The organism is Pseudomonas fluorescens HK44 (genome assembly GCF_000217955.3).
In the GTDB taxonomy this organism is placed as follows: Bacteria; Pseudomonadota; Gammaproteobacteria; order Pseudomonadales; family Pseudomonadaceae; genus Aquipseudomonas; species Aquipseudomonas fluorescens_AQ.
Window position 1 is genome coordinate 22,786 of the sequence record NZ_AFOY02000014.1, and the last position, 26,205, is coordinate 48,990.

The following is a 26,205-nucleotide window of genomic DNA, read 5'->3' on the forward strand; positions in this document are numbered from 1 at the left end:
TGAAAAAACAGGGCCTGAGCGTTCAATCGCTTCAGGCCCTTTTTTTCAGAGTGAGGTAGGGGAGATGGCTGATCCACTGGATAAGGCAACATCCAAAGCCCCCGCGACGTTGGGCGAGGGGTGTCTGAGTCGGTACGACCCGGATGAGCTGAGCCCTGAAGACGGCACGGAGTTTCCCGGCGCCGCGCAGTTGTGGGAGCAGTTGAAGCCAGACGTTGGTGATGAAACGCTGGGTTCTGAAAAGATCGCCCCTAAGCCTGTTTGAACTTCATCAGTTTGTTCAGCAGTGGTTTGCCGGCCATCAGCAGGAATACCGGTGCGCCGGCCAGCAAGTAGAAGTAATAGGTCACCGCTCGCCAGATCAGAATCGCTGCCGCCGCCGTCGATTTCCCCACCATGGGCGCCAAAAGGGCGGCCGACGTCAATTCCGCCGCGCCGGCACCGCCCGGCAACAGGCTGAACTGCCCGGCGCTGAGCGACAGCATCTGGATCAAAAAGCTCCAGGCCCACTGAAGATCTGTGCCCAGCCCCCGCAAGGCCAGATACAACACGCTGTAGCGCAGTAACCAGTGCACGCAGGTCAGCGCAAATACGCTGATCAGTGTGTGAACAGGCAACTTGAGTGTTTCCGTGAAGGCCGCAAGAAAGTGCAGCAGCTTGCGTGCCCAACGGCGCCGGGTGGCAGCGTTGAGCTTGAAGTGCTTGAGCAGGCGACCGCTGAGGCGAATCAGCAGGCGATGGTAGCGTGCCACCAGCACGCACCCGAACAGGCCGCCGACCATCGAAATGGCGCTGAGCGTCAGCATCCACTCCAGGTTCTGGCTCAGGTGCTGAAACAGCGCATACACCACGATGGCGATCAGCGCGCAGAGGAAGAACAGCAAATCGCTCAACTGATCCATGGCGAACACCGCACTGCCATGGGCCGGGCGCACGCCATTGCGGGCCAGCAGGGCCATCAGTGTCAGCGGTCCACCGCCGCCGCCAGGGGTCGCGCAAATCGCGAACTCGGTGGACATCACCACCCCAAGGCATTTCAGGCGGCCTATCCGGCTGCGCTGTTCACCCAGCAACAAGCGCAAGCGCAATGAGTTGGTGAACCAGCAGAGCAGGATCATGCCTGGCATCGCCAGCAACAATGTCAGCGGGAAGTGCTGCAGTCGTGGCCATAGTTCATTGGCGCCGAGCAATAGGGGGATCAGCACTGCGCAGAGCAGGGCTGCGACCAGCCACAGGACGCGATTCATGCGGCGCTGCCGACCTGAGCGCTTTGCGTGCGCAGCCACTGGGCCTTGGTCATTGGCACCCGGCCGTCATTGAGCAAGCGTTCGAGGGTGTGCAGCCAGTAAGTGCGGGAGTACTCGTGGTGCATGTCTACCGGGTGTACGCCCAGGCGAATCACCGGGGCGTGCTGCCAGCGCAGTTCGCGTTGCGCACTGACAATTTTCGACACGCCACGACGCCAGGCACTGCGCGCGCTCCAGACCAGGCCCGGGGCGTTGACCCGGGAGAAATCCGGCAGGCGATACAGATGCTGCGGATCACTGGTGTAGCTCAGCGGTAACTGGCGCAGGGCCTGACGCGTGCCTTCGCTCATCAGCCAGGCCGGTGCAACAAAACCCTCCAGTGGCCAGTTGTAACGGCGGAACAATGCGATCCCGGCGAGCAGACGAGCGAGCGCAGCCGGTTGTGAAAGGCTGTAGAACTCGCCTTCATGGGTGTAGACCCGGCGCATGAACCAGTCACGGGGGCGCACTGTTAGCGGGCTGTCATCGCAATGGTAATAACCGTGCAGTGCCAGTTCGTCGCCGCGCTCGATGCGGCGGGTCAGTACGCAACGAAAATCTGGATGGCTATCGAGATCATGGCATTTGTGAAAGTCGGGGACGACGAGCCACGTCATCGGCACTTCGCCGAGTGCGTCCACCGCTTCGACAAACGACTGATAGTCGGCCCAGGTTTGCGGGGTGACGTCATGCAGCACCAATAGCAGGCTGGGCGTGTTCATGGCGTCAGCCATTGCTCAGTAGCGGCAATGGGGGTGCCGAGGACTGCGTAATAGTGACCCAGCAGGCTGTTGACCACTAAATCCCAGGCGTAATGCTGTTCGACATGGCGGCGGGCGTATCGACCGAGATCGTTACGCTGTGCAAACAGTTCGCGCACCGCATTGGCCATCGCCACCGGATTGTTGGGGGCGCAGAGTACGCCGCAGTGCTCGTTGATGATTTCGTTGAAGGCGCCCGCTGCCACTGCGACCACCGGAATGCCACAGGCCATGGCTTCGAGAACGACCAGACCAAAGGTTTCCTGGTCGCCTGCGTGCAGCAAGGCATCGGCGCTGGCCATCAGCCGGGCCACCTGTGATGCAGGGCAGAACTCATCGACCAGCGTGACGTTGTCCGGTACCTGTGCCGACACCGAGGCGCCGACCAGCAGCAGGTGATAGCGGTTTCCCAGGCGCTTCATGCAATTGAGCAGGACGGGAATGTTTTTTTCTTTGGAGCCTCTCCCGGCGAAAATCAGCAGTCGAGTGTCTTCGGCGATCTTGAGCTTCGCCCGCAGATCCGGATCACGGGCGTCTGGATTGAAGGTTTGCAGGTCCACGCCCAAGGGCTGGACGTAAACGTTTTTGACCCCAAGCCCCCTGAGCTTGTCGGCCATGATCTGGCTCGGCGTCAGCACCCGGTCAAAATTTCCGTACAGCTTGCGGATATACGCTTCGACATTGGGTGTGACCCAGTTGCCCACACGGTTGCTCGCCAAATGCGGTAAGTCGGAGTGATAGAAACCAATCACTGGAACATCCAGTTCACGCCGCGCATCCAGCGCTGCCCAGGCTGTCAGGTAAGGATCGCCAACTTCTATCAGGTCCGGTTGCAGGTCGTGCAGGGCATTGCGCCAGGGCGCCAGTCGAAGCGGGAAGCGATAACCTTTGCCGAAGGGAAGGGCCGGGGCGGGCACCTTGTAAACACCGTCCTGCTCGCTCAGGCGGGCCCCCGGGACCAGCAAGCTGTGACGAATCCCCGGTTTGCGGCCCAGGCGGCGGTGCTTGGCATCCAGATAGGTGCGCACGCCACCGCTGGCCGGTGCGTAGAACATGGTGATGTCAGCGATATGCACAATAACCCTCCCTTCTATCCGTTGTTCTCCTTAGGGATGACCCTTATGAAGAATAGATGTTCGGTTGGGGATGTGTGGCAGGGTGTCAGTGAGGTGTTGTAGTGGTTGACAGGCCGTTATCGCGAGCGGGCTCGCTTCCACAGGTTCACCGTGAACCTTTGTGGGAGCGAGCCTGCTCGCGATGGGGCCTTCAAAGGCGCGTCAGATCCTGAAACTACCGACCAACTGCTTCAACCGCGCCGCTTGCTGCTCCAGGTCGGAACAGGCGCGCAACGTCGATTGCAGGTTTTCCACGCCTTCCTGATTCAGGGTGTTGATTTCGGTGATGTCGACGTTGATCGACTCGACCACGGCGGTCTGTTCCTCGGTGGCAGTGGCCACCGACTGGTTCATGCCGTCGATCTCGCCGATGCGCAAGGTCACGCTGTTCAGGCGCTCACCGGCGAGGTTGGCGATCTCTACGCTGTCCTGACTGTGACGCTGGCTGTCGCTCATGGTGCTGACCGACTCGCGGGCGCCGACTTGCAGCTCCTCGATCATGGTCTGCACTTGCTGCGCCGATTCCTGGGTGCGGTGCGCCAGGTTGCGCACTTCATCGGCGACCACCGCGAAACCGCGTCCGGCTTCACCGGCCCGAGCTGCTTCAATCGCCGCGTTGAGTGCCAGCAGGTTGGTTTGCTGGGAGATGCTGGTGATCACTTCGAGAATCTGCCCGATGTTCACGGTTTTGCTGTTCAGCGACTCGATGTTGGTGCTGGAGGCGCTGAGCATGCTCGACAGCTGATTCATCGCCGCAATGCTGCGGTCGACCACTTGCTGGCCGTCTTCGGCCAGGCTACGGGCATCGCTGGCCTGATGAGAGGCTCGCGCCGCGTTACGGGCAATTTCCTGAGCTGCCGCGCCCAACTGATTGATCGCCGCTGCCACACTGTTGGTCCGGCTCGATTGTTCGTCGGAGTTGAGCATCGACGAGTTCGATGCGCTGACCACTCGCAGAGCGACTTCGTTGACGTGCTCGGTGGCCGACGACACTTCGCGGATCGAACCGTGGATACGCTCGACGAAGCGGTTGAACGCGCTGCCGAGGATGCCGAACTCGTCCAGGCTCTGGATGGTCAGGCGGCGGGTCAGGTCGCCTTCACCGTCGGCAATGTCCTGCATCGCGCGGGTCATGACGTGCAGTGGCTGGATCAGGATACGGATCAGCATGCCGAGCAACGCGATGATGATTGCCACGGCAATGATCGTGGCAATGATCGCCGAGGTGCGGAAACTGCTGAGCGTCGCGAAGGCTTTGTCTTTGTCCACCGACAGACCGACGTACCAGTTGACCGATGGCAGGCCTTTGATCGGCGTGAAGGTGACGATGCGGGTTTTGCCGTCGACCTCGACTTCAGTGATGCCGCCGCCGATACGCGGGGTGTTTTTCGGGTAAGCCTCGCTGAGGGACTTCATCACCATGGCTTTGTCCGGGTGAACCAGGATCTTGCCGTCGGCACTGACCAGGAAGGCATAGCCCATACCGCCGAAGTCACGCGCGGTCAGGGTGTCGATCAGGGTTTGCAGGCTCAGGTCACCGCCGACCACTCCCACGCTTTGTCCGGCTTTTTTCGAGGCGGTGGCGATGGAGATGATGGTCTGGCCGGTTGCCGCATCGATATACGGTTCGGTGAGCGTCGAGCCGTTGCTGTTTTCCGCGCCTTTGTACCAGGGGCGAACTCTTGGGTCGTAGCCGTCCGGCATCTTGGAGTCCGGGCGGTTGATGAACGTACCGCTGGCATCGCCCAGGTACCTGGCCATGAAGGTCGACGCCAGGGCATTCTGCTCAAGCAGGCTGGCAACGTTGCTGTGTTCGGGGTTGAGGGCGATGTTCTGGGCCAGGTTTTCCACCATGAGAATCCGCCCGGCGAGCCAGGACTGGATATTGGAGGAAGTGACATCGCCCATCTCATGCAGGTAATTGTCCAGGTCCTGGCGAATTGCGTTGCGCTGTAAATAGTCGTTGTACAGCGCGAACGAAGCGAAGGCGGCAATGACGATGAGCGCGGCTGCAAGCAGGATTTTGTGGCTGAAGCGCAGGTTTTTGTTCATGGCTTGTGGTGTCCGCTAGGGTCATATTGTTGGGGCGTGTTGCTTGAAAAAAACGCGCAAGCTGCGCGCTGTCGTACATAAGCTGATATTTCCGTCTTTCCTTGGGGAATTATCGGACCTGACTTTCGGTCTGGTCTCTTGCTTGTATCTATCGGCTGCACAGGACTAAAGCTTAACCAGGAGCGACGAAATGCCTGACTCATTGCCACTCGTTATCGGCGCAGGACTTGAAGTCGGCGATGCGACAGGCGGCCAATCAGCTGGGGCGACAACGGGTCCGCGGCTTGATGGGCTCGTTGCTTGGCGGCAGCAAACGCCGCTAACTATCTTTTGGATGGCCACGGTCAAAATGTGTGCGAGCTTGCTCGCTCCCACATCTATGGTTACCCCCTTTTCTGCAATACTGTTTTTGATGCGTGTTTGGCTTGCTTTCATCTATCCGGCGTCTGTGTGGGGTGGCAACCCCGCGCCTCGATGAGAATCGATGCCCGACGATCCTAATTATTCGAACGGCCTTTCAGCCGTGTGGGAGCTCAGGGTTGTCGTCAGGCCGGTTGGCCGTTCACGTCATCAGTTATCCAGCATCGCAAAACCAGGTGGGTGGTGCTCGGGTGACAGCAGGGTCAGGCGTTCATCGCGGCTGGCCCTGCATCGAATTCGGTGTGGTGGGCCGCAATCGCCCAGGCGATCCTCGCCAGCTTGTTGGCCAGCGCGCAGACCACATGGTTGGAGTGATGGTGGGCCAATAGCTGCCGGACCCAGTCCGCCAGCCAGCCTTTCTGTCGGTCCAGTTGCATCAGGTAAACACGGGCACATTGGACAAGCAGGCGCCGCTGGTTGCGATCACCTCGCTTGCTGATGCCCAGCAGGACGGTCTTGCCGCCCGTAGAATGCTGGTTTGGGTATCAGCCCGATTGAGGCCGAATAGCCTCGGCCGCATTTGAACTGCTTGCCATCGCCCAATTCGGCAGCCAGGACGCTGGAGGTGATCGGGCCTACGCAGGGCATGGTCATCAAACGAGCCGCCAGATCATCTTCGGCGGCCTGGCATTCCACTTCCTTGTCCAGCGTCTTGATCTGCCCATCCCAGATAGGTGAAGTGCTCCTGCAACCTCGTCAGAAGTTTTTTGATGGGCACAGGAATTGAACTCGCTTCAAGCCGAGCGGGCAGTTCTTTGATGGGCTTGAAGCCTGTGGCCAGACTGACGCCGACCTCCAAAAGCGCTGCGTGAATCCGATTGACGGTCGCGGTGCGCTCTTTGATGAACGAATCGCGTGTCGAGTTGAGCATGGCCAGCAGCTGCTGAGCCTGGGTTTTGGGGTGTACAAAGCGCATTGTTGGACGAGTCGCCGCCTCGCAGATCGCCTCGGCATCAGCGAAGTCGTTTTTGTTGCTTTTCACGTAAGGGCGTACGAGATGCGGGGCAATGAGCTTGGGCGTATGTCCCAGCTTCGCGACCTCCTGCGCCATGAAGTGGGCTCCGCCGCAGGCTTCCATCACAACGGTGCAGGGTTCGAGATTCATCAGGTGCTGCATGAGCGCCGCACGAGTAAACTTTTTGCGGTAAAGCTCATGACCACGATCATCTTGCGCGTGTAGATGGAAAGAGTGTTTTCCCAGATCGATGGCGGCAATAGCTACTTTGTTCATGGCAACGGTCTCCGATGAGCCCCCTGCGAAAGCTTAGTGGGCGATCACAGGGGGCGGCGGGGGTAGCCATTTCATTATTGGAAATGCATCAGGTCTTGGGTTTGGCGTGCGCTGCCAGGCGTTCCAGCGCTGCGCGCAATTTTGGATCGCTGATGCCGTCGGCGGTGGCCTGAATGGTCGCCGCCGCATCGCTCGACAGATCCATGGTGTGGCCGGTAGCCCCTTGCTGCACGGTCGGTGGTTGTACCTTGAACAGGATTCGCGTCAGGCTGGCGAACTCGTCGAACATCTGCAATTGCCGTTGCAGACGCTTTTGCTGATAACGCAGACGGGTTGCCCAATGACCGTCGGTGACGATCAGCAACAGACTGCCCTCACGCCATGACGCCACATGACAATGTTCACGGGCAGCGGGCTGCAGCTGGCTTTCCAGTAAACGCTGTAAATGACCCAGGCGTTGTGCGTGGCCGAAAATGGCTTTTAACGGTTTGGCTTCGCGAAGCAGAACGGCGGGTGCTCTGGCCGCAAGAGGGCGAAATGCCATGATCAGACACCTGAAGTAACAGAGACGCCATGGTAGCAGAAAGCACTTGATGCGCCTGAGCCATTGCTTTGTGAGCGCTTTACTCATTAAATCAATGAGTAACTTCTGGCGTGAATGGCTTGAAGTTCAGCAAAATGCCCTTATTTTAAGTGAGCCCCGTAACAGCGCTGTGCATGTATCGTGGAACAACGCCACTTTCCTCACCATCGTTTCCGGGTAGAATGCTCGTTCGCATGCGGCCATGAGGGCTGCACGGGCGACTCACGGGGCCGCCCTCCATCCCTTTGTGTGGAAGATCCTGCCGATATGTTTGCGCCTTTGTTAAAGAAACTTTTTGGAAGCAAGAACGAGCGTGAAGTCAAACGCATGCTCAAGACGGTACAGATCGTCAATGCCTTCGAAGAGCAAATGGTGGCCCTTTCGGACGATCAGCTGCGTGCCAAAACTGATGAGTTCAAGGCCCGCATCGCCAAAGGTGAAAGCCTCGACAAACTCCTGCCTGAAGCCTTTGCCGTTGCCCGCGAAGCCGGCAAGCGGGTTATGGGCATGCGCCACTTCGACGTTCAGTTGATTGGTGGCATGACCTTGCACGAAGGCATGATTGCCGAAATGCGTACCGGTGAAGGCAAGACCCTGGTGGCGACACTGGCGGTTTACCTGAACGCGCTGTCCGGCAAAGGCGTGCACGTTGTTACCGTGAACGACTACCTGGCTCGTCGTGACGCCAACTGGATGCGTCCGCTCTACGAATTCCTCGGCCTGAGCGTCGGCGTGGTGACGCCGTTCCAGCCGCCGGAAGAGAAGCGTGCCGCCTATGCCGCCGACATCACCTACGGCACCAACAACGAATTCGGTTTCGACTACCTGCGCGACAACATGGCGTTCAGCATGGAAGAAAAATTCCAGCGTGAACTCAATTTTGCCGTGATCGACGAAGTCGACTCGATCCTCATCGACGAAGCCCGTACCCCGCTGATCATTTCCGGTCAGGCCGAAGACAGCTCCAAGCTCTATATCGAGATCAACAAACTGATCCCGCAACTGGAGCTGCATATCGAAGAAGTGGAAGGCGAAGTCACCAAGGCCGGTCACTACACCATCGACGAGAAGACCCGCCAGGTCGAACTCAACGAAGCCGGTCACCAGTACATCGAAGAAGTGCTGACCCGTATCGGCCTGCTGGCTGAAGGCGAGAGCCTGTACTCGGCACACAACCTGGGCCTGTTGACCCACGTTTATGCCGGTCTGCGCGCGCACAAACTGTTCCATCGCAACGTCGAATACATCGTCCAGGACGGTCAGGTCGTACTGGTCGACGAACACACCGGTCGCACCATGCCGGGTCGCCGTCTGTCCGAAGGCCTGCACCAGGCCATCGAAGCCAAGGAAAACCTGAACATCCAGGCCGAAAGCCAGACCCTGGCGTCGACCACGTTCCAGAACTACTTCCGTCTTTACAGCAAGCTGTCCGGCATGACCGGCACGGCGGACACCGAAGCGTTCGAATTCCACCAGATCTATGGTCTGGCGGTGATGGTCATTCCACCGAACAAACCGCTGGCACGTAAAGACTACAACGACCTGGTGTTCCTCACCGCGGACGAGAAGTACGCGGCCATCGTTGCCGACATCAAGGAAAGCATGGCTCAGGGCCGTCCGGTACTGGTGGGCACCGCGACCATCGAAACGTCCGAGCACATGTCCAGCCTGCTCGTGAAGGAAGGCATCGAACACAAGGTTCTGAACGCCAAGTTCCACGAAAAAGAAGCTGAAATCATCGCGCAGGCCGGTCGTCCGGGGGCACTGACCATCGCCACCAACATGGCCGGTCGTGGTACCGACATCCTGTTGGGCGGTAACTGGGAAGTGGAAGTCGCGTCCCTCGAGGATCCGACGCCCGAGCAGATCGCCCAGATCAAGGCTGACTGGCAGAAGCGTCACCAGCAAGTGCTCGAGTCGGGCGGTTTGCAGGTGATCGCCTCCGAGCGTCACGAATCGCGCCGTATCGACAACCAGCTGCGTGGTCGTGCCGGTCGTCAGGGTGACGCCGGTTCCAGCCGTTTCTACCTGTCGCTGGAAGACAGCCTGATGCGCATCTTTGCCTCTGACCGGGTGAAGAACTTCATGAAGGCCCTGGGCATGCAGCCTGGCGAAGCGATCGAGCACCGTATGGTGACCAACGCCATCGAAAAGGCTCAGCGCAAGGTTGAAGGCCGTAACTTCGACATTCGCAAGCAACTGCTCGAGTTCGACGACGTCAACAACGAACAGCGTAAAGTGATCTATCACATGCGTAACACGTTGCTGGCCGCTGACAACATCGGCGAAACCATTGCCGACTTCCGTCAGGACGTGCTCAACGCAACGGTCAGCGCGCACATTCCACCGCAATCGCTGCCAGAGCAGTGGGACGTTGCCGGTCTGGAAGCGGCCCTGCAAAGCGACTTCGGGGTGGCACTGCCGATCCAGCAATGGCTCGACGAAGACGATCACCTGTACGAAGAAACCCTGCGCGAGAAGCTGATGCACGAGCTGCTGGCGGCGTACAACGAAAAAGAAGAGCAGGCGAGCGCCGAAGCGCTGCGCACCTTCGAGAAACAAATCGTGCTGCGCGTTCTGGACGACCTGTGGAAAGACCACCTGTCGACCATGGACCACTTGCGTCACGGCATCCACTTGCGTGGCTATGCGCAGAAGAACCCGAAGCAGGAATACAAGCGCGAGTCGTTCACGCTGTTCTCCGAGCTGCTGGATTCGATCAAGCGCGACTCGATTCGTGTGCTGTCGCACGTTCAGGTTCGCCGCGAAGATCCGGTCGAAGAAGAAGCGCGCCTGCGTCAGGAAGCCGAGGCATTGGCCGCACGCATGCAATTCCAGCACGACGAAGCCCCTGGCCTCGAACAGCCGGAGTTGTTGGGTGAGGAGGTCGATGTGGCCCTCGCTGCCGCTCCAGTGCGCAACGAGCAGAAGTTGGGCCGCAACGAACTGTGCTACTGCGGTTCGGGCAAGAAGTTCAAACACTGTCACGGCCAGATCAGCTAAGATTTCTGCCAGATATTGAAATACCCGCGCCGCGACCGGCATCAGCCGTCGCGGCGTTTTACCATTTAAAACACCGATGCCACGTTAAAAAGAACAGGGCGACGACGGTGCAGACATTACATTAAGAGGAGCGTTTTCATGGCTGTTGGTCTTGGTCCTTTGCCAACGTTGCACCCGGTTGCCGGTTTTGAACTCGGTATCGCTTCGGCCGGCATCAAGCGCCCCGGGCGCAAAGATGTCGTGGTCATGCGCTGCGCCGAAGGTTCCACGGTTGCCGGTGTGTTCACGTTGAACGCGTTTTGCGCAGCGCCCGTTATTCTGGCCAAACAACGTGTACAAGGCCCGGTACGTTACCTGCTGACCAACACCGGCAATGCCAACGCCGGTACCGGTGAGCCTGGTTTGGCTGCCGCCGAGCGCACCTGCGCCAAGCTGGCTGAATTGACCGGCGTTGACGCCAGCCTCGTGCTGCCGTACTCCACCGGCGTGATTGGCGAACCGCTGCCGGTCGAGAAGATCGAAGGCGCGCTGCAAGCTGCCCTCGACGACTTGTCGGAGAACAACTGGGAGGCCGCGGCCACCGGGATCATGACCACCGACACCCTGCCAAAGGGTGCGAGCCGGCAGTTCCAGTATGAAGGCGTGACCATCACCGTCACCGGTATCAGCAAAGGCGCCGGGATGATTCGCCCGAACATGGCGACCATGCTCGGTTACATCGCCACCGACGCCAAGGTTTCCCGCGAGGTGTTGCAGAACCTGCTGCTGGACGGCGCCAACAAGTCGTTCAACCGCATCACCATCGATGGCGACACCTCGACCAACGACTGCTGCATGCTGATCGCCACCGGTAAAGCCGCACTGCCGGAAATCACCTCCGCCAGCGGTCCACTGTTCGCGGCGCTGAAGCAGGCGGTGTTCGAAGTGTGCATGGATGTCGCCCAGGCGATCGTTCGCGATGGCGAAGGCGCAACCAAGTTCGTCACCGTTGAAGTCAACGGCGGCGGCAATCACCAGGAGTGCCTGGACGTCGGTTACACCGTGGCGCATTCGCCATTGATCAAGACCGCGCTGTTCGCTTCCGATCCCAACTGGGGGCGCATCCTGGCAGCCGTTGGCCGTGCCGGCGTGCCGAACCTGGACGTGAGCAAGATCGACGTGTTCCTCGGTGAAGTCTGTATTGCCAGCCGCGGTGCCCGCGCCGCGACTTACACCGAAGCCCAGGGCTCGGCCGTGATGCAACGCGAAGAAATCACCATTCGTATCGAGCTGGGTCGCGGTGATTGCAGCGAAACCATCTGGACCACCGACCTGTCCCATGAATACGTGAAAATCAACGCCGAATACCGCACGTAATTCATGGTGGGCAAGTCATGCTTCTGTAGGAGCAAGGCTTGCCCGCGATGGAGGCCGCAGGCCTCCCGCTTGTCCCTCATCAAAAGGCGCCTGAACATGAGCTACCACCTGATCATCGGCGACAAACTGTATTCCTCCTGGTCACTGCGTGGCGCCTTGGCGCTGGAGTTGGCCGGCGCGACCTACACCGAAGAACTGATCAAGCTGAACCAGCCGGACACCCGTGAACGCCTGCTCAAGCATTCGCCGACTGGCAAAGTCCCGTTGCTGAAAACCGAACACGGGACCATTGCCGACTCGTTGGCCATCGCCGAGTACCTGGTCGAGCGTTTCCCGAACGCCAACCTCTGGCCAAAGGACATCGCCGCCCGCGCCCAGGCCCGTTCGGCCTGCGCACAAATGCACAGCGGCTTCTTCGCCATGCGTAGCAACATGCCGTTTGACCTGAGCCACGATGCGCCGTTGTCGCCAATGCCGCCTGAAGTGCAGGTGGAGATCGAGCGGATGCTGGCGTTGTGGGCTGAATGCCGCGCGGTCGCAACCGAACCCGGCCCGTTCCTGTTTGGTCGCGTAAGCCTGGCAGATGCCTTCTTCGCACCCATAGCTGTGCGCTTGCGTACTTATCAAGTCGCGCTACCGGCGGTAGATGCGGCCTATGTTGAAGCGATTTACCAATGGCCAGCCTTCAAGGCCTGGCAGAAAGCCGGCCTGGAGGAAATAGTGCGGTGAAACGAGTTCATGTAGCAGCGGCTGTTATCCGTGATGCCAGCGGCAAGATCCTCATCGCTCGCCGCGCCGATACCCAGCATCAGGGTGGCCTGTGGGAGTTTCCCGGCGGCAAGGTCGAGGACGGCGAAGCGGTGCAAGCCGCGCTGTCACGCGAGCTGCAGGAAGAGTTGGGCATTGTGGTCAGTGCCGCTCGGCCATTGATCAAGGTTCAGCATGACTATCCAGACAAGCAAGTGCTGCTGGATGTCTGGGAGGTCTCGGCGTTTACCGGCGAACCTCATGGCGCCGAAGGCCAGCCTCTGGCGTGGGTGACGGCGCGTGAACTGCGCGACTATGAGTTCCCCGCCGCCAACCAGCCGATCGTGGCGGCTGCACGTCTGCCAGGCGACTACCTGATTACTCCGGAAGGCCTGGAAACGCCAGCCCTGCTGCGCGGTATTCAGAAAGCCATCGCTGGCGGGATCAAGCTGATCCAGTTGCGTGCGCCTAATGGCTACGATCCGCAATACCGCGATCTGGCGGTAGACGCCGTGGGTTTGTGTGCCGGCAAGGCGCAACTGATGCTCAAGGGCCCGTTCGAGTGGTTGGGAGATTTCCCGGCCGCCGGTTGGCACATCACCGCCGCGCAGTTGCGTAAATACGCCAGCGCCGGGCGTCCGGTGCCCGCGTCGCGCTGGTTGGCGGCGTCCTGCCACAACGCTGAAGAGCTGAGCCTGGCGGAGCAGATGGGCGTGGACTTCGTCACCCTGTCACCGGTTCAGCCAACCCAGACTCATCCGGATGCGTCACCACTCGGCTGGGAGCAAGCCTCGCAGTTGATTGCGGGCTTCAGCAAGCCGGTGTTTCTGCTCGGTGGTGTAGGGCCTGCCGAACGGCAAAAAGCCTGGGAAGCGGGTGCACAGGGCGTGGCGGGGATTCGGGCGTTTTGGCCTGATTGATTGGCGGTGATTCTGAGGGCCTCATCGCGGGCAAGCCTTGCTCCTACAGGGCAGGGTTGTTCACAAGATTAGTGAACGACATCAATCCGTAGGAGCAAAGCTTGCTCGCGATGGCGGCCTTACAGGCGATGGAATTCTGCTTGGTTAAGCCTCAGGCTTCGCCGCCGCTTGCCACAAAATCTCGGCAATCCCCTGGCGTTTGGCAATCAGCCGGGCCGCCACAAACAACAGGTCAGACAAGCGATTGATGTACGCCAGGCCAACCCCGGCCAATGGCTCCAGCGCATTCAGATGCTGACAACGTCGCTCGGCACTGCGTGCCAGGCTGCGGCAGACGTGGGCTTGGGCAATCAAGGCGGAACCGCCGGGCAGAATGAAGTTCTCCAGCGGTCCCAGTTCTTCGTTCCAGGCATCGATCGCCGTTTCCAGGCGTTCGACTTCTGCGGCATTCAAGGCCTGATACACCGGCATTGCCAATTCGCCCCCCAAATCGAACAATCGGTGCTGACACGGTTCAAGCACCTCGATCACCTCGGCCAGGCCAGGATGGGCGTGGCGTTGCTCGGCCAAGCCAGCCAGCAACAATCCCAGCTGACTGTTCAGCGTATCGACTTCGCCGATGGCCTCGACCCGGGGATGGTCCTTCGGCACGCGGCGACCGTCGCCAAGCCCGGTTTCACCTTTGTCGCCGGTGCGGGTGTAAATCTTCGACAAGCGAAAACCCATGCTTAGCGCTCCAGTTGTTTGAGTTCGTGAGAGGCGAGCGGGGTGGCGCCCGCCAATGGCAGGCGCAAGGTGAAACACGTGCCTTGGCCGAGGGTCGATTGCACTTCCATCTGACCCTTGTGGTTGTTGGTGATGATGAAGTACGACACCGACAATCCGAGACCGGTGCCCTGGCCGATTTCCTTGGTGGTGAAGAACGGTTCGAAGGTGCGTTTGCGCACGCTTTCGCTCATACCCACGCCGTTATCTTCGACCTGGATTTCCGCCCACGGCGGGTTCAGTCGGGTGCGCAGAATGATGCGTCCCGGCTCTGTGGCGTCTTCGCGCTGGTGAATCGCCTGGGCAGCGTTTTTCAGCAGGTTGAGCAGCACTTGTTCGAGTTCGTTGGCGGTGCCGGGCACTGGCCCCAGCTGCGGGTCGAACTGACGAATGATGGCCTGGCCCTTGAAGTCGAAGCCGATGGCCAGGTCGAAGTCGTTGCTGGCGATCTCCACGGCTTGATCGATCAGTGCCGGCAGGTCGCACGGGGCCATTTGGCGGTTGCTGCGACGACTGAAACTGAGCATGTGGGTGACGATCTTCGCCGCCCGGGCGCCGGCCTGTTGAATGCCGTCGAGCAGTTGCGGTACTTCGCGGCTTTGCAGGTAGCGATTGACGCTGTCCAGTTCGATGCCCATCTGTTCGGCGGTTTCGATGTTCTTCGGCAGGTCGGCCGACAAGCGTCGGCGAATGTTCTGCACGTTGTGCAGGATCGCTCCCAGGGGGTTGTTGATTTCGTGGGCCATGCCAGCGGCGAGGCCACCGACCGAGAGCATTTTTTCCGACTGCACCATCATTTCTTCGAGGGACAAGCGTTGGGTAATGTCGTCGATCCGGATCACCACGCCGCGTCCGGCGCCACCCATTAACGGATAAAAAGTCAGCGCGTAATGCTTGGGTTCATCGTCCTTGACCCAGGTGACACGCTCGATCTTGACCACGCTGTGCTGCTCGACGGTTTCCTTGAGCTGCGGCAGGAACGGTTTGAGCGGTTCAAAGGCGAGGAAGATCGGCTGGTTCAGCGCTTCGTCCAGGCGAGTGCCGGAAAGCGCGCTGGCCTCCTGGTTCCATTGAGTCACGTAGAGCTGTTCATCGAGGGCGATCAGCGCCGAAGGCATCGAGTCGATGATGCTGTTGAGGTAGTTCTGGAAGCCGGTGAGTTTCTTTTCGATCTTGCTCCGTACCTGGACTTCCAGTTCCAGTTTGCGGTTGGTATGACGGGTTTCTTCGGCCAGACCCTGGGCCTGGTCGTAGGCGGCCTGGGAGTCGTCCCGCGCGCGCTTGAGTTGCTGTTCACGGGCTTCGATGCGCGAGAGCATGGTGTTGAAGGCTTCGGCAAGGCTGCCGATTTCGTCGTGGTTACCGCGAGATGCGCGCAAGGCGTAGTTTTCTTCGCGAGTCACCTGCCGGGACAATTCTTCGAGTTCATGGATCGGTCGGGTGATCAGGCGTTTGATCTGCCGGGCAATCACCAGCCACAGCAGCACGCTGAAAATCAGAATCCCGAGGCTGGCGGTCAGGGTGCCGGTGTAGAACGCCATCGGCAGTTCGCTGCTGGCCACCAGCAGCAGATGGCCGGGCGCCTCGCCGGGGCGCAACAGGGTGATCAGCTGATTGCTGCGAAACTCGGAGGCCTGCCAGGCCTCGATATTTCGATAGTGCTCGGGCAGCTTGAGTTTGTCGCCGTGCTGCACCTGAGCCAGGCGCAGGCCTTTGCCGTCATACAACACTGCGGCGCGCAGCGGTGAATAGCTGTTGAGTTCGTTGAGCAGCCTTTGGGCTTCTTCGGGAGAGTTGAGCGCCTGGGCGGCGATGGACGGGTTGGCCACCAGCCGGCCGATGGTCTGCAAGGCCTGTGGGGCCATGCTTTCCTGGGAGATCCAATAGGCGGCGCTGATAAAGGTCAGGTTGGCCACCAGTAACACGGTGGTCAACAGCACCAACAGGGCGGCCAGCAGTTTCTGGCCGACCGGCAGGTTTTCAAGGCGCTGGCGCAATGGCATCGGGGTCGTCGCTAAAGAGGAACAGGAAGGCAGCGTAGCCGCTGCTCAGTCGCTGGGCAATCCGTGCGTGTGCAGGTGCGTGATCAGTCGCTGCTGCAATTGGTTGAGGTGCGGCAGCACCAGTTGGTGCCTCGACGCAACGGCGCAGGCGTGCCCGAGCAAGTAGCTGATCTCGGTTCGGCGTTGGTTGGCGACGTCCTGGTACATCGACGAGTAGTTGGCCGCAGTCGCTTGAATCACCCGCTCGACTTCCTGTTGCAGGTTGTGTGCTGCGGCAGGCTGACCGCAGTGCTCCAACAATTCGCTCAACTCGGCACAGAGGGTGGCGACCTCGCAATGGTGGTGTTGCAAGCCGCCGTTGCGGCAGTCATGCAGCACGGTCAGGGGGTTGATTGCACAATTGAGCGCCAGTTTGCGCCACAAACGGGTCAGGATGTCTGTGCTCCATTCGTGCGGGATGCCGGCGGCGCTCAGGTCATCCAGCCAGATCGGCGGGGTAGGGTGGCTGGCATCGCCGAGCCAGGTGAACCCATGGCCGGCAAACACCACGCGCCAGTCGTCATCGCGAAACGCGCCTTCAGTGCTTGAGGCAAAAATGCAGCGCGCCTGCGGTACGCGTGCGGCGACGGCGTCCTGACTGCCGAGGCCGTTCTGCAACAGGATCAGCTCGGCGTTGGGGGCAAGGCGCGGTGCCAGTTGCGCCACTGCGCTTTCGGCGTCGTAGGCCTTGCAGGCCACCAGCAAGCGGTCTATCGGACCCGCGCTGTCGACAGTCTCGCCGGGAATCGCATACTGCCGCGCTTCGCCCTGTTCGATCAGGGTCAGCCCACCGGCGGCCTGATAGGCCTGCAAGCGTGCCGTGTCGCGCAGAATCAGTTTCACCGGCAGGCCGGCCCGTGCCAGGCGCGTGGCCCACAGGGTGCCCAGACTGCCAGCGCCCAGGACGTGCCAGGTGGTGGACATCAGTTTTTTGCTCGGATTGGCAGGCGCATGTGAGGCTCGCAGCGTAGGAAGGTAAAGACCCGTTATAATCAGCGCGGATTTTAACCGCAAGCCAGGCGTGCTCTATCTCTATCGAGCGTGCCCTTTTTATTGGAGAGATTACATGCCGTCGTTCGACGTGGTATCCGAACTGGACAAACACGAACTCACCAACGCGGTCGAGAACGCCGTCAAGGAACTCGACCGTCGTTATGATTTGAAAGGCAAGGGCAGCTTCGAGTTCAAGGAAAAGGACCTGACTGTCAACCTGACCGCCGAGGCCGACTTCCAGCTTGAAGCGATGATCGAGATCCTCAAGCTGGCCCTGGTCAAGCGCAAGATCGATGTGCAGTGCCTTGAGGTAAAAGACGCCTATGCTTCCGGCAAGCTGATGAAGCAGGACGCCGTGCTCAAGGAAGGCATCGACAAGGAGCTGGCGAAGAAGATCGTTGCTCACGTCAAGGACGCCAAACTCAAGGTCCAGGCCGCCATCCAGGGCGAGCAGGTACGGATCACCGGCAAGAAGCGTGACGACTTGCAGGAAGCCATTGCGGCACTGCGCGCCAAGGAATTTGGCATGCCGCTGCAGTTCAATAACTTCCGCGACTGATCAGTCTTCAGGGAACCTGCGGGCGTTATTGACGTCCGAGGCCCATGTAACGGCAGAAACGATTGAGCCATCACCATTGGTTCGGTCTTTCTGCCGTGCAGTTTTTACGTGCCGGGTAGCCGGGAATCAGGAGAGATAAATGGACATAAATGCTGAAGTGGACAACCTGGTCAAGGCTTCCCAGGCCTGGATCCCGATGATCATGGAATACGGCAGCCGTGTGCTGCTGGCGGCCATTACCCTGGCCATTGGCTGGTGGCTGATCAACAAGCTGACCCACAAAGTTGGCAAACTGCTGGCCCTGCGCAACGCCGATCTGGCGTTGCAGGGGTTTATGAGCAGCCTGGCGAACATCATCCTCAAAGTGCTGCTGATGGTCAGCGTCGCTTCGATGATCGGTGTTGAAACCACCTCGTTCGTGGCGGCCATCGGTGCTGCTGGCCTGGCGATCGGTCTGGCGTTGCAAGGCAGCCTGGCGAACTTCGCTGGCGGGGTGCTGATTCTGTTGTTCCGTCCGTTCCGTATCGGTGACGTGATCGAAGCCCAGGGCATTACCGGCACGGTCGACAGTATTCAGATCTTCCATACCTTGCTGCGCACCGGTGACAACAAAACCGTCATCGTGCCTAACGGTAATCTGTCGAACGGCATCATCACCAACCACAACCGTCAACTGACCCGCAAGGTGGTGTTTGACATCGCTGTGAACTACGACGCTGATTTGCAGAAGGCGCGTGAGGTGCTGCTGGAGTTGGCCAAGGATGAGCGGGTGTTGGCTGATCCTGCGCCGGTCGCAGTGGTCTCGACCCTGGGCGACAGCTCGATTACGGTTTCCCTGCGCGTCTGGGTGAAAACGGCGGACTACTGGGATGTGTTGTTCAAGTTCAATGAACACGCCCGCGATCGTTTGAAGGCGGCAGGGATTGATATTCCGTACCCGCAACGAGTGATTCGTATGGTTCAGGAAACGGCGTAACAAGTAGCGGATTATTACTCGGCCTTTTGGTCAAGTATCGGTCACGAACTCAAGGGGCGATAAGCCCCTTGAGTGTTTTTACAGTCTGCTGTTTTGTTGTTCTGAAAGCGGAATAGAGTGCTGGCTTATTATTAGCTGGCTAATAACTATGTCATCAAGCAGGCATAAAAAAAGGCCCATCAATGATGGGCCTTTTTCATATCAAGCGAACAACTGTAGTCGTAGCGATTACAGGATGTTCAGCGGGTACTCGGTGATCAGGCGGAACTCGTTGATGTTGCCTTCAGCCTGGTCAGCATTGCCTCTGTGCCACGCTTGGCGAGCACGGAAGGACAGGTCTTTCAGAGGACCAGCCTGGACAACGTACTTGGCTTCCAGGTTGGTTTCGTTGTGACGACCGTCTGCGCCGTAACCGTAGGCACGGTAAGGGCTGTCAGCAGCCATCTTGGTGCCGTCGATGTCTTGACCGTGGGCATAACGAACCATGAAGCTCAGGCCAGGTACACCGTATTCGGCCATTTTCAGGTCATAACGCGCCTGGATGGATTTTTCTTCTGGACCGTTGAAGTCAGAGTACTGAATCGAGTTGGCCAGGAAGATCGAGTCGCCACCACGGTTGTTATCGCCTACACCGATGTAGTCGAATGGTGTATCACCGTGGACCTGTTGGTACGCCAGAGTGAAGGTGTGTGCCTTCAGGAAGGAGTAGGCCGCTGCCAGCGAGAAAGTGGTGTTGTCGATTTTGCCAGCTTTCGCCGCACCGGTATCGTTTGTCTGATACAGGTTGAAGTCGAAGTTCAGGGACTGGTCAGTCGCCAACGGCAGGGTGTAGTTCACGTTGGTGTAGTACTGGGTCCAGGTGTCCTGGAACTTGGCAGCGTAGAGGGACGCAGTCAGGTTGTCGTTGATGCCGTATTTACCACCCAGGTAATCGGCGGTCTCAACCATCGTGTTTGCGTATTGAGTCCACAGGTTGCCCTGCATCGAGGTCTTGTCCTGGCTGCTGCCAGCGTAGAAGTGACCGGCTTCGAGGTCGAGGTCTTTGATCTCGCTGCTCTGCAGTTGGAAACCGCGAGCGGTCTGTTGGAACAGACGGCTGCCGCCAACGGCGAATACTGGAGCAGTGGTAGGCGTCTGGTCGCCGAATTTCAGCTCGGTTTTGGAGATGCGAACTTTGACTGCCGCACCCGCTTTACCGAAGCTGTTGTTGTTGTCACCGTTGGAGTCGCGGCTCAGGTTGCCCGAACCGGCCTGGGAGTCGGTACCGTCAAGTTTGAAGCCAGCATCGCCGAAGCCTTCAACGGCCACGCCAACAGTGCCTTGAGTGTAGCCGGAACTGAATTTACCCAGTACACCCTGGGTCCAGTCGATCTGGTCGTTAGCACCGTTTTTCCGGTCGCGGTTGAAGTAGTAGTTCTTCAGTACCACGCCAGCCGAGGCGCCTTCAACGAAACCTTTTGCGTCAGCCTGGTCGGTTACAAACGGGTCGGCCATAGCGACTTGGGCGCCGGTAGCTGCAGTAACAGCCAGGGCGATCATGCTCCACTTCATCACGCGCATCGTGATTTGCTCCTTTGGTTTTTAGAAGAGTACTGCCGTCCACCTGATTTATTATCCGGGCGGCTCTTTCTTTTTGTGTCGGCGCAAACTTATATCACGCCGACAATGTTGGCGATACTTACGTATCTAACCTTTCAGCTTCTTTACGGCCCTGTCGCAAAATGCGCTGTAGAGGTCGTAATTCCATAATTTTTTTGCCTTCGGACTGACAACTTCAGCGTTGTTTTCCAAGGCTTCAGTATCAGAAAAAGAGATCCCTGTCCTGCACTTGAAGCTCCCTGGGCAGCCATGCCGCTATTGTTATGAGCCTTAAGGTTCCGACTTCCAGCGGATGCCTTATAGACGATGTGTGTATGAATGCAACAAGCGTGCACAAATCGGCTTTTTGTTGCCGTTTTTTTCAAAACCCCCAGTCTTAATGACTAAAACCCCATAAAACCTGGGCTTTCAAGGCCGAACTGTTTGAGCTTGACGCCGTGGTTCTTCTAGTGTTGCACCATCAAAGGGCATGGGTATTAGCACACAAATGTTACTGGTCCACCCTCGCGGGTGAGTAGACGGCGGATGCTCGACGGTTTTAGCGTAGACGCACCGTGCAGATTTGGTGCAAAGATTTTTCAAATCTGTACGAAATTCGTACAGCGGAGACCTCGAATGCAGGTCTACATCCGCTGATAGGTCGTTGATTTTTTGGCGAAGTGCCGGGAGCTGGTGCCGAGGTGGTGCGTCGAGAATGAAAATGTTCAGTATGGGCGCGCTCGTGCGTTTAGCGTTTGTATCAGATCGTCTGGCTCGAGGACTGTGTGCCCTGCTTTTTCGCAGTGATCCGTACGGCGTTCGCGGGTATGCTGCTGTTATATACGGGCGGTTAGCCTTCGGGCCGGGCGCTAAACTGAATCTCATGCAAAGTGCGGGAGTGCGCGCGGTGTTCGCCTTAGATCCACGACTTGAACAAGACACCCTGCCGATTGGGGATTTCCCTTTAAGTCGGTTGTTGCTGTCCAATGATTCGAATTACCCCTGGTTCATCCTGGTGCCGCGTCGTGAGGACATCAGCGAATTGTTTCAGCTGGATGTCGCCGATCAGCAGCAGTTGTGGCGGGAAACAACTGAATTGGCCGAAACTCTCAAGGATTCGTTCGACGCCGACAAGTTGAATGTCGCGACCCTGGGTAATGTTGTCAGTCAGCTACACATGCATGTCATTGTGCGTAAGCGCAATGATGCCGCCTGGCCAGCCCCGGTTTGGGGCAAACACCCGGCCAAGCCTTACAGTGCCGAAGAAGTGGCAGTAATTCGCGAACGGCTGCGTTTGGTCTTGACCGATGACTTCACGTTTCTGGAGGGCTGAATCATGAGCCTGGAAGAGCGCATTACCGAACTTGAAAGTCGTCTGGCGTTTCAGGATGACACTATTGAAGCAATGAATGATGTGCTGGTGACACAGCAGCGAGTGGTCGAGCGCTTGCAATTGCAAATGGAAGCGTTGCTCAAGCGCCAGGAAGAGGCAGCCGGGCAGTTCGAGTCTTTCGAAGAAGAGGCTCCGCCACCGCATTACTGAGTGCTGGCCGGGGCGACACATCGGCAGGCGATAAAAAAACCGCGATGCAGTCAGGCTGCATCGCGGTTTTTTAGTGTGGGCGCAGCAGTACTTGCATCAGCGACGCGGCAATGCGGCGATCACGTCTTCAGCTTGCAGACCTTTATCACGGTTCATCACAGAGAACTCCACGCGCTGGCCTTCGACCAGGACGCGGTGACCTTCACCGCGGATTGCACGAAAGTGCACAAAAATATCATCTCCGGAATCGCGAGAAATGAAACCGAAGCCTTTGGAGGTGTTGAACCATTTGACGGTACCGGTATCACGATTGGTCATGTCGTAATTTTGTGTAGCGGCAGCAGGAGAGGATTTATAGAAGCTGATGGCCAGGTGCAGAAGTACGGCGATCAGGGCGACGATGAGGCTAAGCAGAACTGCGGGCTGACCACCAATGACCGGCATCGGTGCGAGGAGGATCAGGGTTTGCAGGACAACGGCAAGCACCAGCAAGGCACTGACCAGATTTTGCAGTTGATGACGTGGACCTTTGTTCCAGTAGGGAATAACCGGCGCGAGGGTCAGGTTGAGCATGCCGAAGAACGCCAGGTACAGCGCGTCTGGTTGTTGCAGGTAAGGTAAGGCTTCGGTTCGCAAGCTAGGGATGAAGGACAGCAGCAGAGCCGCTGCGCCCGTTAGCAGGTGGACGATTTTCAACATTTTGATTAACTCACGTTAAGACGGATCACAAGGAAGAGCTGATTGAGCACGGTTCGCTTCTGAACAATGGGAGGCGCTGGACACGTACCCGGTATCAGCCTATGCGCTGCACCCAGGAAAATAGAGGCAGCGACACGCCTCTATTTAACAGCAAAGCCCAGGCCTTCTCAAATCAAGTGCAGAGGGTGCGGTGGCGGGGGAGGGAGGCGGTTTGCGCGGTACTGTCCGCAGGTGTTGCCTGAAGGCTTGTTCTAGAGAGCTCGATCGGTTTTTTGCCTGCTGCGGGCAAGCAAAGCACCTTGAATTCGCTCGATGTCGGCATCAACGAAATGGTCCGCAAATCCAAAGCTGCCGGGCTGTCATGTCTGCTGCCCGATACGTATGTGCTTTATCTGAAGCCCCATAACTTGCGCTGGAGGATGACGGTGCCTATGTTTCGTACTGTTTTTTATGGTTGAGGCGCACGATGACGAGTGGGTCCTGGTCGTGAGCTTAGTTGCCGAACACAGTCGTGCCTCGGTTATCCAGCCCCCGGAGCGTACTGGGTTTCTGTGCGTCAGTGTTGTTCTATGCATCTGTCTGTTCTGGCGCTCGCAGGTTCGGCAGCCACTGCGCAGGTCGGCGCGACAAGCTGTAGGGGCATTCAAGCCCATCCTTGGGCTTGCAGGCTTTCCTGGCGGGGCGATGTCCGAGCCTTTTACGGTGTTTTTCGCTCTGTGGTTTTGACTTTTCCTGCGCTGAAACTCTGCTTAACAGGCAGATGTAGGACCGTGTTAACGGTCTCCCTAGACGTGTTGGCTTGTCCTACGTTGATGGTCATAAAGTCATCTGGATATAACTATCCGCCTGCGTTTCTATAAGGAAACAGAGGGTTGCTCTCGTTGAAAGCAAGTATGACAAAGGAGTGTCAACGGTATGAGTCAAGGAATAGGGCAAGGGACAATCGAAGTCGCTCGGTTTCAAGATGTAAGGCTGGAGGGGAAGAGAGATCCTTTTGTTCGGGAGTTTGATATGGGGTTGGCGCGCCCATTGTCCCGATCGGTGCGTTTGAATGGATTTGCCACCTGTTTGCGCCTTGAACAGGTCTATTGGGATATTTTGGCCAGGATGGCGAAAATTAATTGTTGCTCGGTGAGCGCTTTGCTTTCCTACGTTGATAGAGAGGTGCACCTGCGTCATGGCGGGGTGAAAAATTTCAGCGGGCTGGTCCGGGTGGTGTGCGTTGTACACAGTTTGAATGAGGACGCCTGTAACGTTGAATAACGTGCAGGTCCGTGATGGGGACGGCTCGTGTGCTCAGGCGTCACCCGGATGAGCATGCGCCTGTGCAGTGTTACGGCTGCACAGGCTCGATTTAATGGATATAATCCCGCCCTTTGCCGCGAAACCCGACGTTTGCGCGGTAATAATCTGATTGCCGAGACAACCCCATGCCGATGTACGACTATCAATGTGCTTCCTGTGGTCATCAGTTGGAAGCCATTCAGAAGATCAGCGCAGCACCGTTGGTCGACTGCCCTGCCTGCCAGGCACCCGAATTGAAAAAAATGCTGTCCATGCCAGGTTTCCGCCTCAGCGGCACCGGCTGGTACGAGACCGATTTCAAAACCGGTTCGAAGAAGAATCTGGCCGGCGGCGACAAAGCTGACTAAGTTGAACGACACGCGTGAGCTCTTGCATCATCAGGCACCTTATTGAAGTGCGGTGGTGCGGCAAGGCCTCCAAACGAATTTCGAATTACGAGAAGTGAAACCACTACCATGATGCGCAGCCATTATTGCGGCCAACTGAACGAAAGCCTGGAAGGTCAGGAAGTTACCCTTTGCGGATGGGTCCACCGTCGTCGTGACCACGGCGGGGTGATCTTCCTCGATATCCGTGATCGTGAAGGCCTGGCCCAGGTGGTGTTCGATCCGGATCGCGCCGACACCTTCGCCGCCGCCGACCGCGTGCGCAGCGAATACGTGGTCAAGATCACCGGTAAGGTGCGCCTGCGTCCAGCCGGTGCCGGTAATGCCAACATGGCTTCGGGCATGATCGAAGTGCTGGGCTACGAGCTGGAAGTATTGAACGAAGCGGAAACCCCGCCGTTCCCGCTCAACGAATTCTCCGACGTTGGCGAAGAAACCCGCCTGCGTTATCGCTTCATCGACTTGCGCCGTCCGGAAATGCTCGAAAAGCTGCGTCTGCGTTCGCGCATGACCACCAGCATTCGTCGCTACCTGGACGAGAACGGCTTCCTTGACGTCGAGACGCCGATCCTGACCCGTGCAACCCCGGAAGGCGCGCGTGACTATCTGGTGCCGAGCCGTACTCACGCAGGTAGCTTCTTCGCCTTGCCGCAATCGCCGCAGCTGTTCAAGCAACTGCTGATGGTTGCCGGCTTCGATCGTTACTACCAGATCGCCAAGTGCTTCCGCGACGAAGACCTGCGTGCCGACCGTCAGCCGGAATTCACCCAGATCGACATCGAGACCAGCTTCCTCAACGAAGCCGAGATCATGGGCCTGACCGAAGGGATGATCCGCAACTTGTTCAAGGAAGTGCTGGGTCTGGAATTCGGTGAATTCCCGCACATGACCTGGGACGAGGCCATGCGTCGTTACGGTTCCGACAAGCCGGACCTGCGTAACCCGCTGGAACTGGTTGACGTTGCCGACCAGCTCAAGGAAGTCGACTTCAAGGTCTTCAGTGGCCCGGCCAACGACCCGAAAAGCCGTATCGCCGCTCTGCGCGTTCCAGGCGGGGCGAGCATGCCGCGCAGCAAGATCGACGACTACACCAAGTTCGTCGGCATCTATGGTGCCAAGGGCCTGGCGTACATCAAGGTCAACGAGCGCGCCAAAGGCGTTGAAGGCCTGCAGTCGCCAATCGTCAAGAACATCCCTGAAGCCAACCTCAATGTGATCCTCGATCGCGTTGGCGCGGTTGATGGCGACATCGTGTTCTTCGGTGCCGACAAGGCCAAGATCGTCAGCGAAGCGCTGGGCGCACTGCGGATCAAGGTCGGTAACGACCTGAACCTGCTGACCTGCGAGTGGGCGCCGATGTGGGTGGTCGACTTCCCGATGTTCGAAGAGAACGACGACGGCAGCTTCACCGCCTTGCACCACCCGTTCACCGCGCCGAAGTGCACGCCAGAAGAGCTCGAAGCCAACCCGGCGACTGCTCTGTCCCGTGCCTACGACATGGTGCTGAACGGTACCGAGCTGGGTGGCGGTTCGATCCGTATCCACCGCAAGGAAATGCAGCAATCGGTCTTCCGTCTGCTGGGTATCAGCGAAGCGGAACAGGAAGAGAAATTCGGCTTCCTGCTCGACGCCCTGAAATACGGCGCGCCGCCGCACGGTGGCCTGGCTTTCGGTCTCGACCGTCTGGTGATGCTGATGACCGGCGCCCAGTCGATCCGTGAAGTGATTGCCTTCCCGAAAACCCAGAGCGCTGCCTGCGTCATGACTCAGGCACCTGGTCTGGTCGATGCCAAGGCGCTGCGCGAGCTGCACATTCGTCTGCGCGAACAGCCCAAGGCTGAGTAAAGCTGAGCACCCTGGCACATCGCTCGATGCGCCAGGGCGT

22 protein-coding genes and 3 pseudogenes are annotated in these 26,205 nt (G+C 58.5%); 13 read left to right on the forward strand and 12 right to left on the reverse strand.

The window, feature by feature from the left end; genetic code table 11:
- Positions 1 to 64 precede the first annotated feature (64 nt).
- Positions 65 to 265 (forward strand): hypothetical protein, encoded by a 201-nt coding sequence (locus tag HK44_RS12175; protein WP_019693283.1) that lies wholly within the window; start codon positions 65 to 67, stop codon positions 263 to 265.
- Here the strand turns inward: HK44_RS12175 and HK44_RS12180 are convergent.
- From HK44_RS12180 to HK44_RS30495, 5 genes and pseudogenes are all read right to left on the reverse strand, one after another.
- On the reverse strand, positions 252 to 1,247 hold the full coding sequence (locus HK44_RS12180) for a lysylphosphatidylglycerol synthase transmembrane domain-containing protein (RefSeq protein ID WP_019693282.1): 996 nt from the start codon (positions 1,245 to 1,247) through the stop codon (positions 252 to 254). The two genes, HK44_RS12175 and HK44_RS12180, sit on opposite strands and share 14 nt — an antisense overlap.
- Positions 1,244 to 2,008 (reverse strand): DUF2334 domain-containing protein, encoded by a 765-nt coding sequence (locus tag HK44_RS12185; RefSeq protein ID WP_019693281.1) that lies wholly within the window; start codon positions 2,006 to 2,008, stop codon positions 1,244 to 1,246. Before HK44_RS12185 ends, HK44_RS12180 begins: the two co-directional genes overlap by 4 nt.
- Complete coding sequence (locus tag HK44_RS12190; protein WP_031319434.1) at positions 2,005 to 3,102, reverse strand: glycosyltransferase family 4 protein; 1,098 nt, start codon at positions 3,100 to 3,102, stop codon at positions 2,005 to 2,007. The genes HK44_RS12185 and HK44_RS12190 overlap by 4 nt, the downstream gene beginning before the upstream one ends.
- A 222-nt stretch (positions 3,103 to 3,324) precedes the next feature.
- On the reverse strand, positions 3,325 to 4,089 hold the full coding sequence (locus HK44_RS30490) for a methyl-accepting chemotaxis protein (protein ID WP_431357329.1): 765 nt from the start codon (positions 4,087 to 4,089) through the stop codon (positions 3,325 to 3,327).
- 93 nt (positions 4,090 to 4,182) lie between these two features.
- Positions 4,183 to 5,214 (reverse strand): annotated as a pseudogene (locus HK44_RS30495) (HAMP domain-containing protein); the annotation flags it as partial.
- Between the two features lie 215 nt (positions 5,215 to 5,429).
- On the opposite strand from HK44_RS30495, the pseudogene HK44_RS12200 reads away from it, so the two are divergent.
- A pseudogene (locus HK44_RS12200) lies at positions 5,430 to 5,537 on the forward strand (hypothetical protein); the annotation flags it as partial.
- Between the two features lie 300 nt (positions 5,538 to 5,837).
- Here the strand turns inward: HK44_RS12200 and HK44_RS30500 are convergent.
- Both HK44_RS30500 and HK44_RS12210 read right to left on the reverse strand, forming a co-directional pair.
- Positions 5,838 to 6,865, reverse strand: a pseudogene (locus HK44_RS30500) (IS110 family transposase).
- Positions 6,866 to 6,953: 88 nt separating this feature from the next.
- Positions 6,954 to 7,409, reverse strand: coding sequence for a DUF721 domain-containing protein (locus HK44_RS12210; RefSeq protein ID WP_019693278.1), 456 nt, complete (start codon positions 7,407 to 7,409; stop codon positions 6,954 to 6,956).
- A gap of 306 nt (positions 7,410 to 7,715) precedes the next feature.
- Here HK44_RS12210 and secA point away from each other — a divergent pair, with 306 nt between their 5' ends.
- From secA to HK44_RS12230, 4 genes are all read left to right on the forward strand, one after another.
- Positions 7,716 to 10,451 (forward strand): preprotein translocase subunit SecA, encoded by a 2,736-nt coding sequence (secA, locus tag HK44_RS12215; protein ID WP_019693277.1) that lies wholly within the window; start codon positions 7,716 to 7,718, stop codon positions 10,449 to 10,451.
- A gap of 138 nt (positions 10,452 to 10,589) precedes the next feature.
- The gene (argJ, locus tag HK44_RS12220) at positions 10,590 to 11,807 is read left to right on the forward strand and encodes a bifunctional glutamate N-acetyltransferase/amino-acid acetyltransferase ArgJ (RefSeq protein ID WP_019693276.1); all 1,218 of its coding nucleotides are present in this window, start codon (positions 10,590 to 10,592) and stop codon (positions 11,805 to 11,807) included.
- A 96-nt stretch (positions 11,808 to 11,903) separates the two neighbouring features.
- Positions 11,904 to 12,536, forward strand: a complete 633-nt coding sequence (locus tag HK44_RS12225) for a glutathione S-transferase family protein (RefSeq protein WP_019693275.1) — start codon at positions 11,904 to 11,906, stop codon at positions 12,534 to 12,536.
- Positions 12,533 to 13,474, forward strand: a complete 942-nt coding sequence (locus HK44_RS12230) for a Nudix family hydrolase (protein WP_019693274.1) — start codon at positions 12,533 to 12,535, stop codon at positions 13,472 to 13,474. The genes HK44_RS12225 and HK44_RS12230 overlap by 4 nt, the downstream gene beginning before the upstream one ends.
- A gap of 144 nt (positions 13,475 to 13,618) precedes the next feature.
- On the opposite strand, the gene HK44_RS12235 is transcribed toward HK44_RS12230, so the two are convergent.
- Genes HK44_RS12235 through HK44_RS12245 form a run of 3 tightly spaced genes read right to left on the reverse strand, consistent with a single transcriptional unit; the run spans position 13,619 to position 17,205 of the window.
- On the reverse strand, positions 13,619 to 14,200 hold the full coding sequence (locus HK44_RS12235) for a cob(I)yrinic acid a,c-diamide adenosyltransferase (protein WP_019693273.1): 582 nt from the start codon (positions 14,198 to 14,200) through the stop codon (positions 13,619 to 13,621).
- 2 nt (positions 14,201 to 14,202) lie between these two features.
- Positions 14,203 to 16,242, reverse strand: coding sequence for a sensor histidine kinase (locus HK44_RS12240; protein ID WP_019693272.1), 2,040 nt, complete (start codon positions 16,240 to 16,242; stop codon positions 14,203 to 14,205).
- A 45-nt stretch (positions 16,243 to 16,287) separates the two neighbouring features.
- Positions 16,288 to 17,205, reverse strand: a complete 918-nt coding sequence (locus HK44_RS12245; RefSeq protein ID WP_019693271.1) for a putative 2-dehydropantoate 2-reductase — start codon at positions 17,203 to 17,205, stop codon at positions 16,288 to 16,290.
- A gap of 142 nt (positions 17,206 to 17,347) precedes the next feature.
- Here HK44_RS12245 and HK44_RS12250 point away from each other — a divergent pair, with 142 nt between their 5' ends.
- Positions 17,348 to 17,833 carry a YajQ family cyclic di-GMP-binding protein gene (locus HK44_RS12250; protein WP_019693270.1) on the forward strand — a complete coding sequence of 162 codons (486 nt, stop codon included), beginning with the start codon at positions 17,348 to 17,350 and terminating at the stop codon, positions 17,831 to 17,833.
- 139 nt (positions 17,834 to 17,972) lie between these two features.
- Positions 17,973 to 18,809 carry a mechanosensitive ion channel family protein gene (locus HK44_RS12255; protein ID WP_019693269.1) on the forward strand — a complete coding sequence of 279 codons (837 nt, stop codon included), beginning with the start codon at positions 17,973 to 17,975 and terminating at the stop codon, positions 18,807 to 18,809.
- 228 nt (positions 18,810 to 19,037) lie between these two features.
- On the opposite strand, the gene HK44_RS12260 is transcribed toward HK44_RS12255, so the two are convergent.
- The gene (locus HK44_RS12260; RefSeq protein ID WP_019693268.1) at positions 19,038 to 20,369 is read right to left on the reverse strand and encodes an OprD family porin; all 1,332 of its coding nucleotides are present in this window, start codon (positions 20,367 to 20,369) and stop codon (positions 19,038 to 19,040) included.
- A gap of 925 nt (positions 20,370 to 21,294) precedes the next feature.
- Between HK44_RS12260 and HK44_RS12265 the strand changes: the two genes are divergently transcribed.
- Entirely contained in the window at positions 21,295 to 21,720 is a 426-nt protein-coding gene (locus HK44_RS12265; RefSeq protein ID WP_024264886.1) for an HIT family protein, read from the forward strand.
- A gap of 3 nt (positions 21,721 to 21,723) precedes the next feature.
- A complete protein-coding gene (locus HK44_RS12270) occupies positions 21,724 to 21,930 on the forward strand; it encodes a SlyX family protein (protein ID WP_019693266.1) in 207 nt (68 codons plus the stop codon).
- Between the two features lie 96 nt (positions 21,931 to 22,026).
- Here the strand turns inward: HK44_RS12270 and HK44_RS30150 are convergent, their stop codons facing one another.
- Positions 22,027 to 22,629: a cold-shock protein gene (locus HK44_RS30150; protein ID WP_019693265.1), complete on the reverse strand. Its 603-nt coding sequence runs from the start codon at positions 22,627 to 22,629 to the stop codon at positions 22,027 to 22,029.
- A 1,011-nt stretch (positions 22,630 to 23,640) separates the two neighbouring features.
- Here HK44_RS30150 and HK44_RS12280 point away from each other — a divergent pair.
- The 3 genes from HK44_RS12280 to aspS all read left to right on the forward strand — a co-directional run bounded on the left by HK44_RS12280 (position 23,641) and on the right by aspS (position 26,165).
- Entirely contained in the window at positions 23,641 to 23,892 is a 252-nt protein-coding gene (locus tag HK44_RS12280; protein WP_431357330.1) for a ribbon-helix-helix domain-containing protein, read from the forward strand.
- A 167-nt stretch (positions 23,893 to 24,059) separates the two neighbouring features.
- A complete protein-coding gene (locus HK44_RS12285) occupies positions 24,060 to 24,281 on the forward strand; it encodes an FmdB family zinc ribbon protein (RefSeq protein ID WP_010457489.1) in 222 nt (73 codons plus the stop codon).
- Between the two features lie 108 nt (positions 24,282 to 24,389).
- A complete protein-coding gene (gene aspS / locus HK44_RS12290) occupies positions 24,390 to 26,165 on the forward strand; it encodes an aspartate--tRNA ligase (protein WP_019693262.1) in 1,776 nt (591 codons plus the stop codon).
- The last annotated feature ends 40 nt before the right edge of the window (positions 26,166 to 26,205 follow it).

What these genes read in the sequence shown, in the direction of transcription:
- HK44_RS12175 (WP_019693283.1), top strand. Translation starts at nt 65, where the DNA reads ATGGCTGATCCACTGGATAAGGCAACATCCAAAGCCCCCGCGACGTTG.
- HK44_RS12180 (WP_019693282.1), bottom strand. Translation starts at nt 1,247, where the DNA reads ATGAATCGCGTCCTGTGGCTGGTCGCAGCCCTGCTCTGCGCAGTGCTG.
- HK44_RS12185 (WP_019693281.1), bottom strand. Translation starts at nt 2,008, where the DNA reads ATGAACACGCCCAGCCTGCTATTGGTGCTGCATGACGTCACCCCGCAA.
- HK44_RS12190 (WP_031319434.1), bottom strand. Translation starts at nt 3,102, where the DNA reads ATGTTCTACGCACCGGCCAGCGGTGGCGTGCGCACCTATCTGGATGCC.
- HK44_RS30490 (WP_431357329.1), bottom strand. Translation starts at nt 4,089, where the DNA reads ATGCTCAACTCCGACGAACAATCGAGCCGGACCAACAGTGTGGCAGCG.
- HK44_RS12210 (WP_019693278.1), bottom strand. Translation starts at nt 7,409, where the DNA reads ATGGCATTTCGCCCTCTTGCGGCCAGAGCACCCGCCGTTCTGCTTCGC.
- secA (WP_019693277.1), top strand. Translation starts at nt 7,716, where the DNA reads ATGTTTGCGCCTTTGTTAAAGAAACTTTTTGGAAGCAAGAACGAGCGT.
- argJ (WP_019693276.1), top strand. Translation starts at nt 10,590, where the DNA reads ATGGCTGTTGGTCTTGGTCCTTTGCCAACGTTGCACCCGGTTGCCGGT.
- HK44_RS12225 (WP_019693275.1), top strand. Translation starts at nt 11,904, where the DNA reads ATGAGCTACCACCTGATCATCGGCGACAAACTGTATTCCTCCTGGTCA.
- HK44_RS12235 (WP_019693273.1), bottom strand. Translation starts at nt 14,200, where the DNA reads ATGGGTTTTCGCTTGTCGAAGATTTACACCCGCACCGGCGACAAAGGT.
- HK44_RS12240 (WP_019693272.1), bottom strand. Translation starts at nt 16,242, where the DNA reads ATGCCATTGCGCCAGCGCCTTGAAAACCTGCCGGTCGGCCAGAAACTG.
- HK44_RS12245 (WP_019693271.1), bottom strand. Translation starts at nt 17,205, where the DNA reads ATGTCCACCACCTGGCACGTCCTGGGCGCTGGCAGTCTGGGCACCCTG.
- HK44_RS12250 (WP_019693270.1), top strand. Translation starts at nt 17,348, where the DNA reads ATGCCGTCGTTCGACGTGGTATCCGAACTGGACAAACACGAACTCACC.
- HK44_RS12255 (WP_019693269.1), top strand. Translation starts at nt 17,973, where the DNA reads ATGGACATAAATGCTGAAGTGGACAACCTGGTCAAGGCTTCCCAGGCC.
- HK44_RS12260 (WP_019693268.1), bottom strand. Translation starts at nt 20,369, where the DNA reads ATGCGCGTGATGAAGTGGAGCATGATCGCCCTGGCTGTTACTGCAGCT.
- HK44_RS12270 (WP_019693266.1), top strand. Translation starts at nt 21,724, where the DNA reads ATGAGCCTGGAAGAGCGCATTACCGAACTTGAAAGTCGTCTGGCGTTT.
- HK44_RS30150 (WP_019693265.1), bottom strand. Translation starts at nt 22,629, where the DNA reads ATGTTGAAAATCGTCCACCTGCTAACGGGCGCAGCGGCTCTGCTGCTG.
- HK44_RS12280 (WP_431357330.1), top strand. Translation starts at nt 23,641, where the DNA reads ATGGGGTTGGCGCGCCCATTGTCCCGATCGGTGCGTTTGAATGGATTT.
- HK44_RS12285 (WP_010457489.1), top strand. Translation starts at nt 24,060, where the DNA reads ATGCCGATGTACGACTATCAATGTGCTTCCTGTGGTCATCAGTTGGAA.
- aspS (WP_019693262.1), top strand. Translation starts at nt 24,390, where the DNA reads ATGATGCGCAGCCATTATTGCGGCCAACTGAACGAAAGCCTGGAAGGT.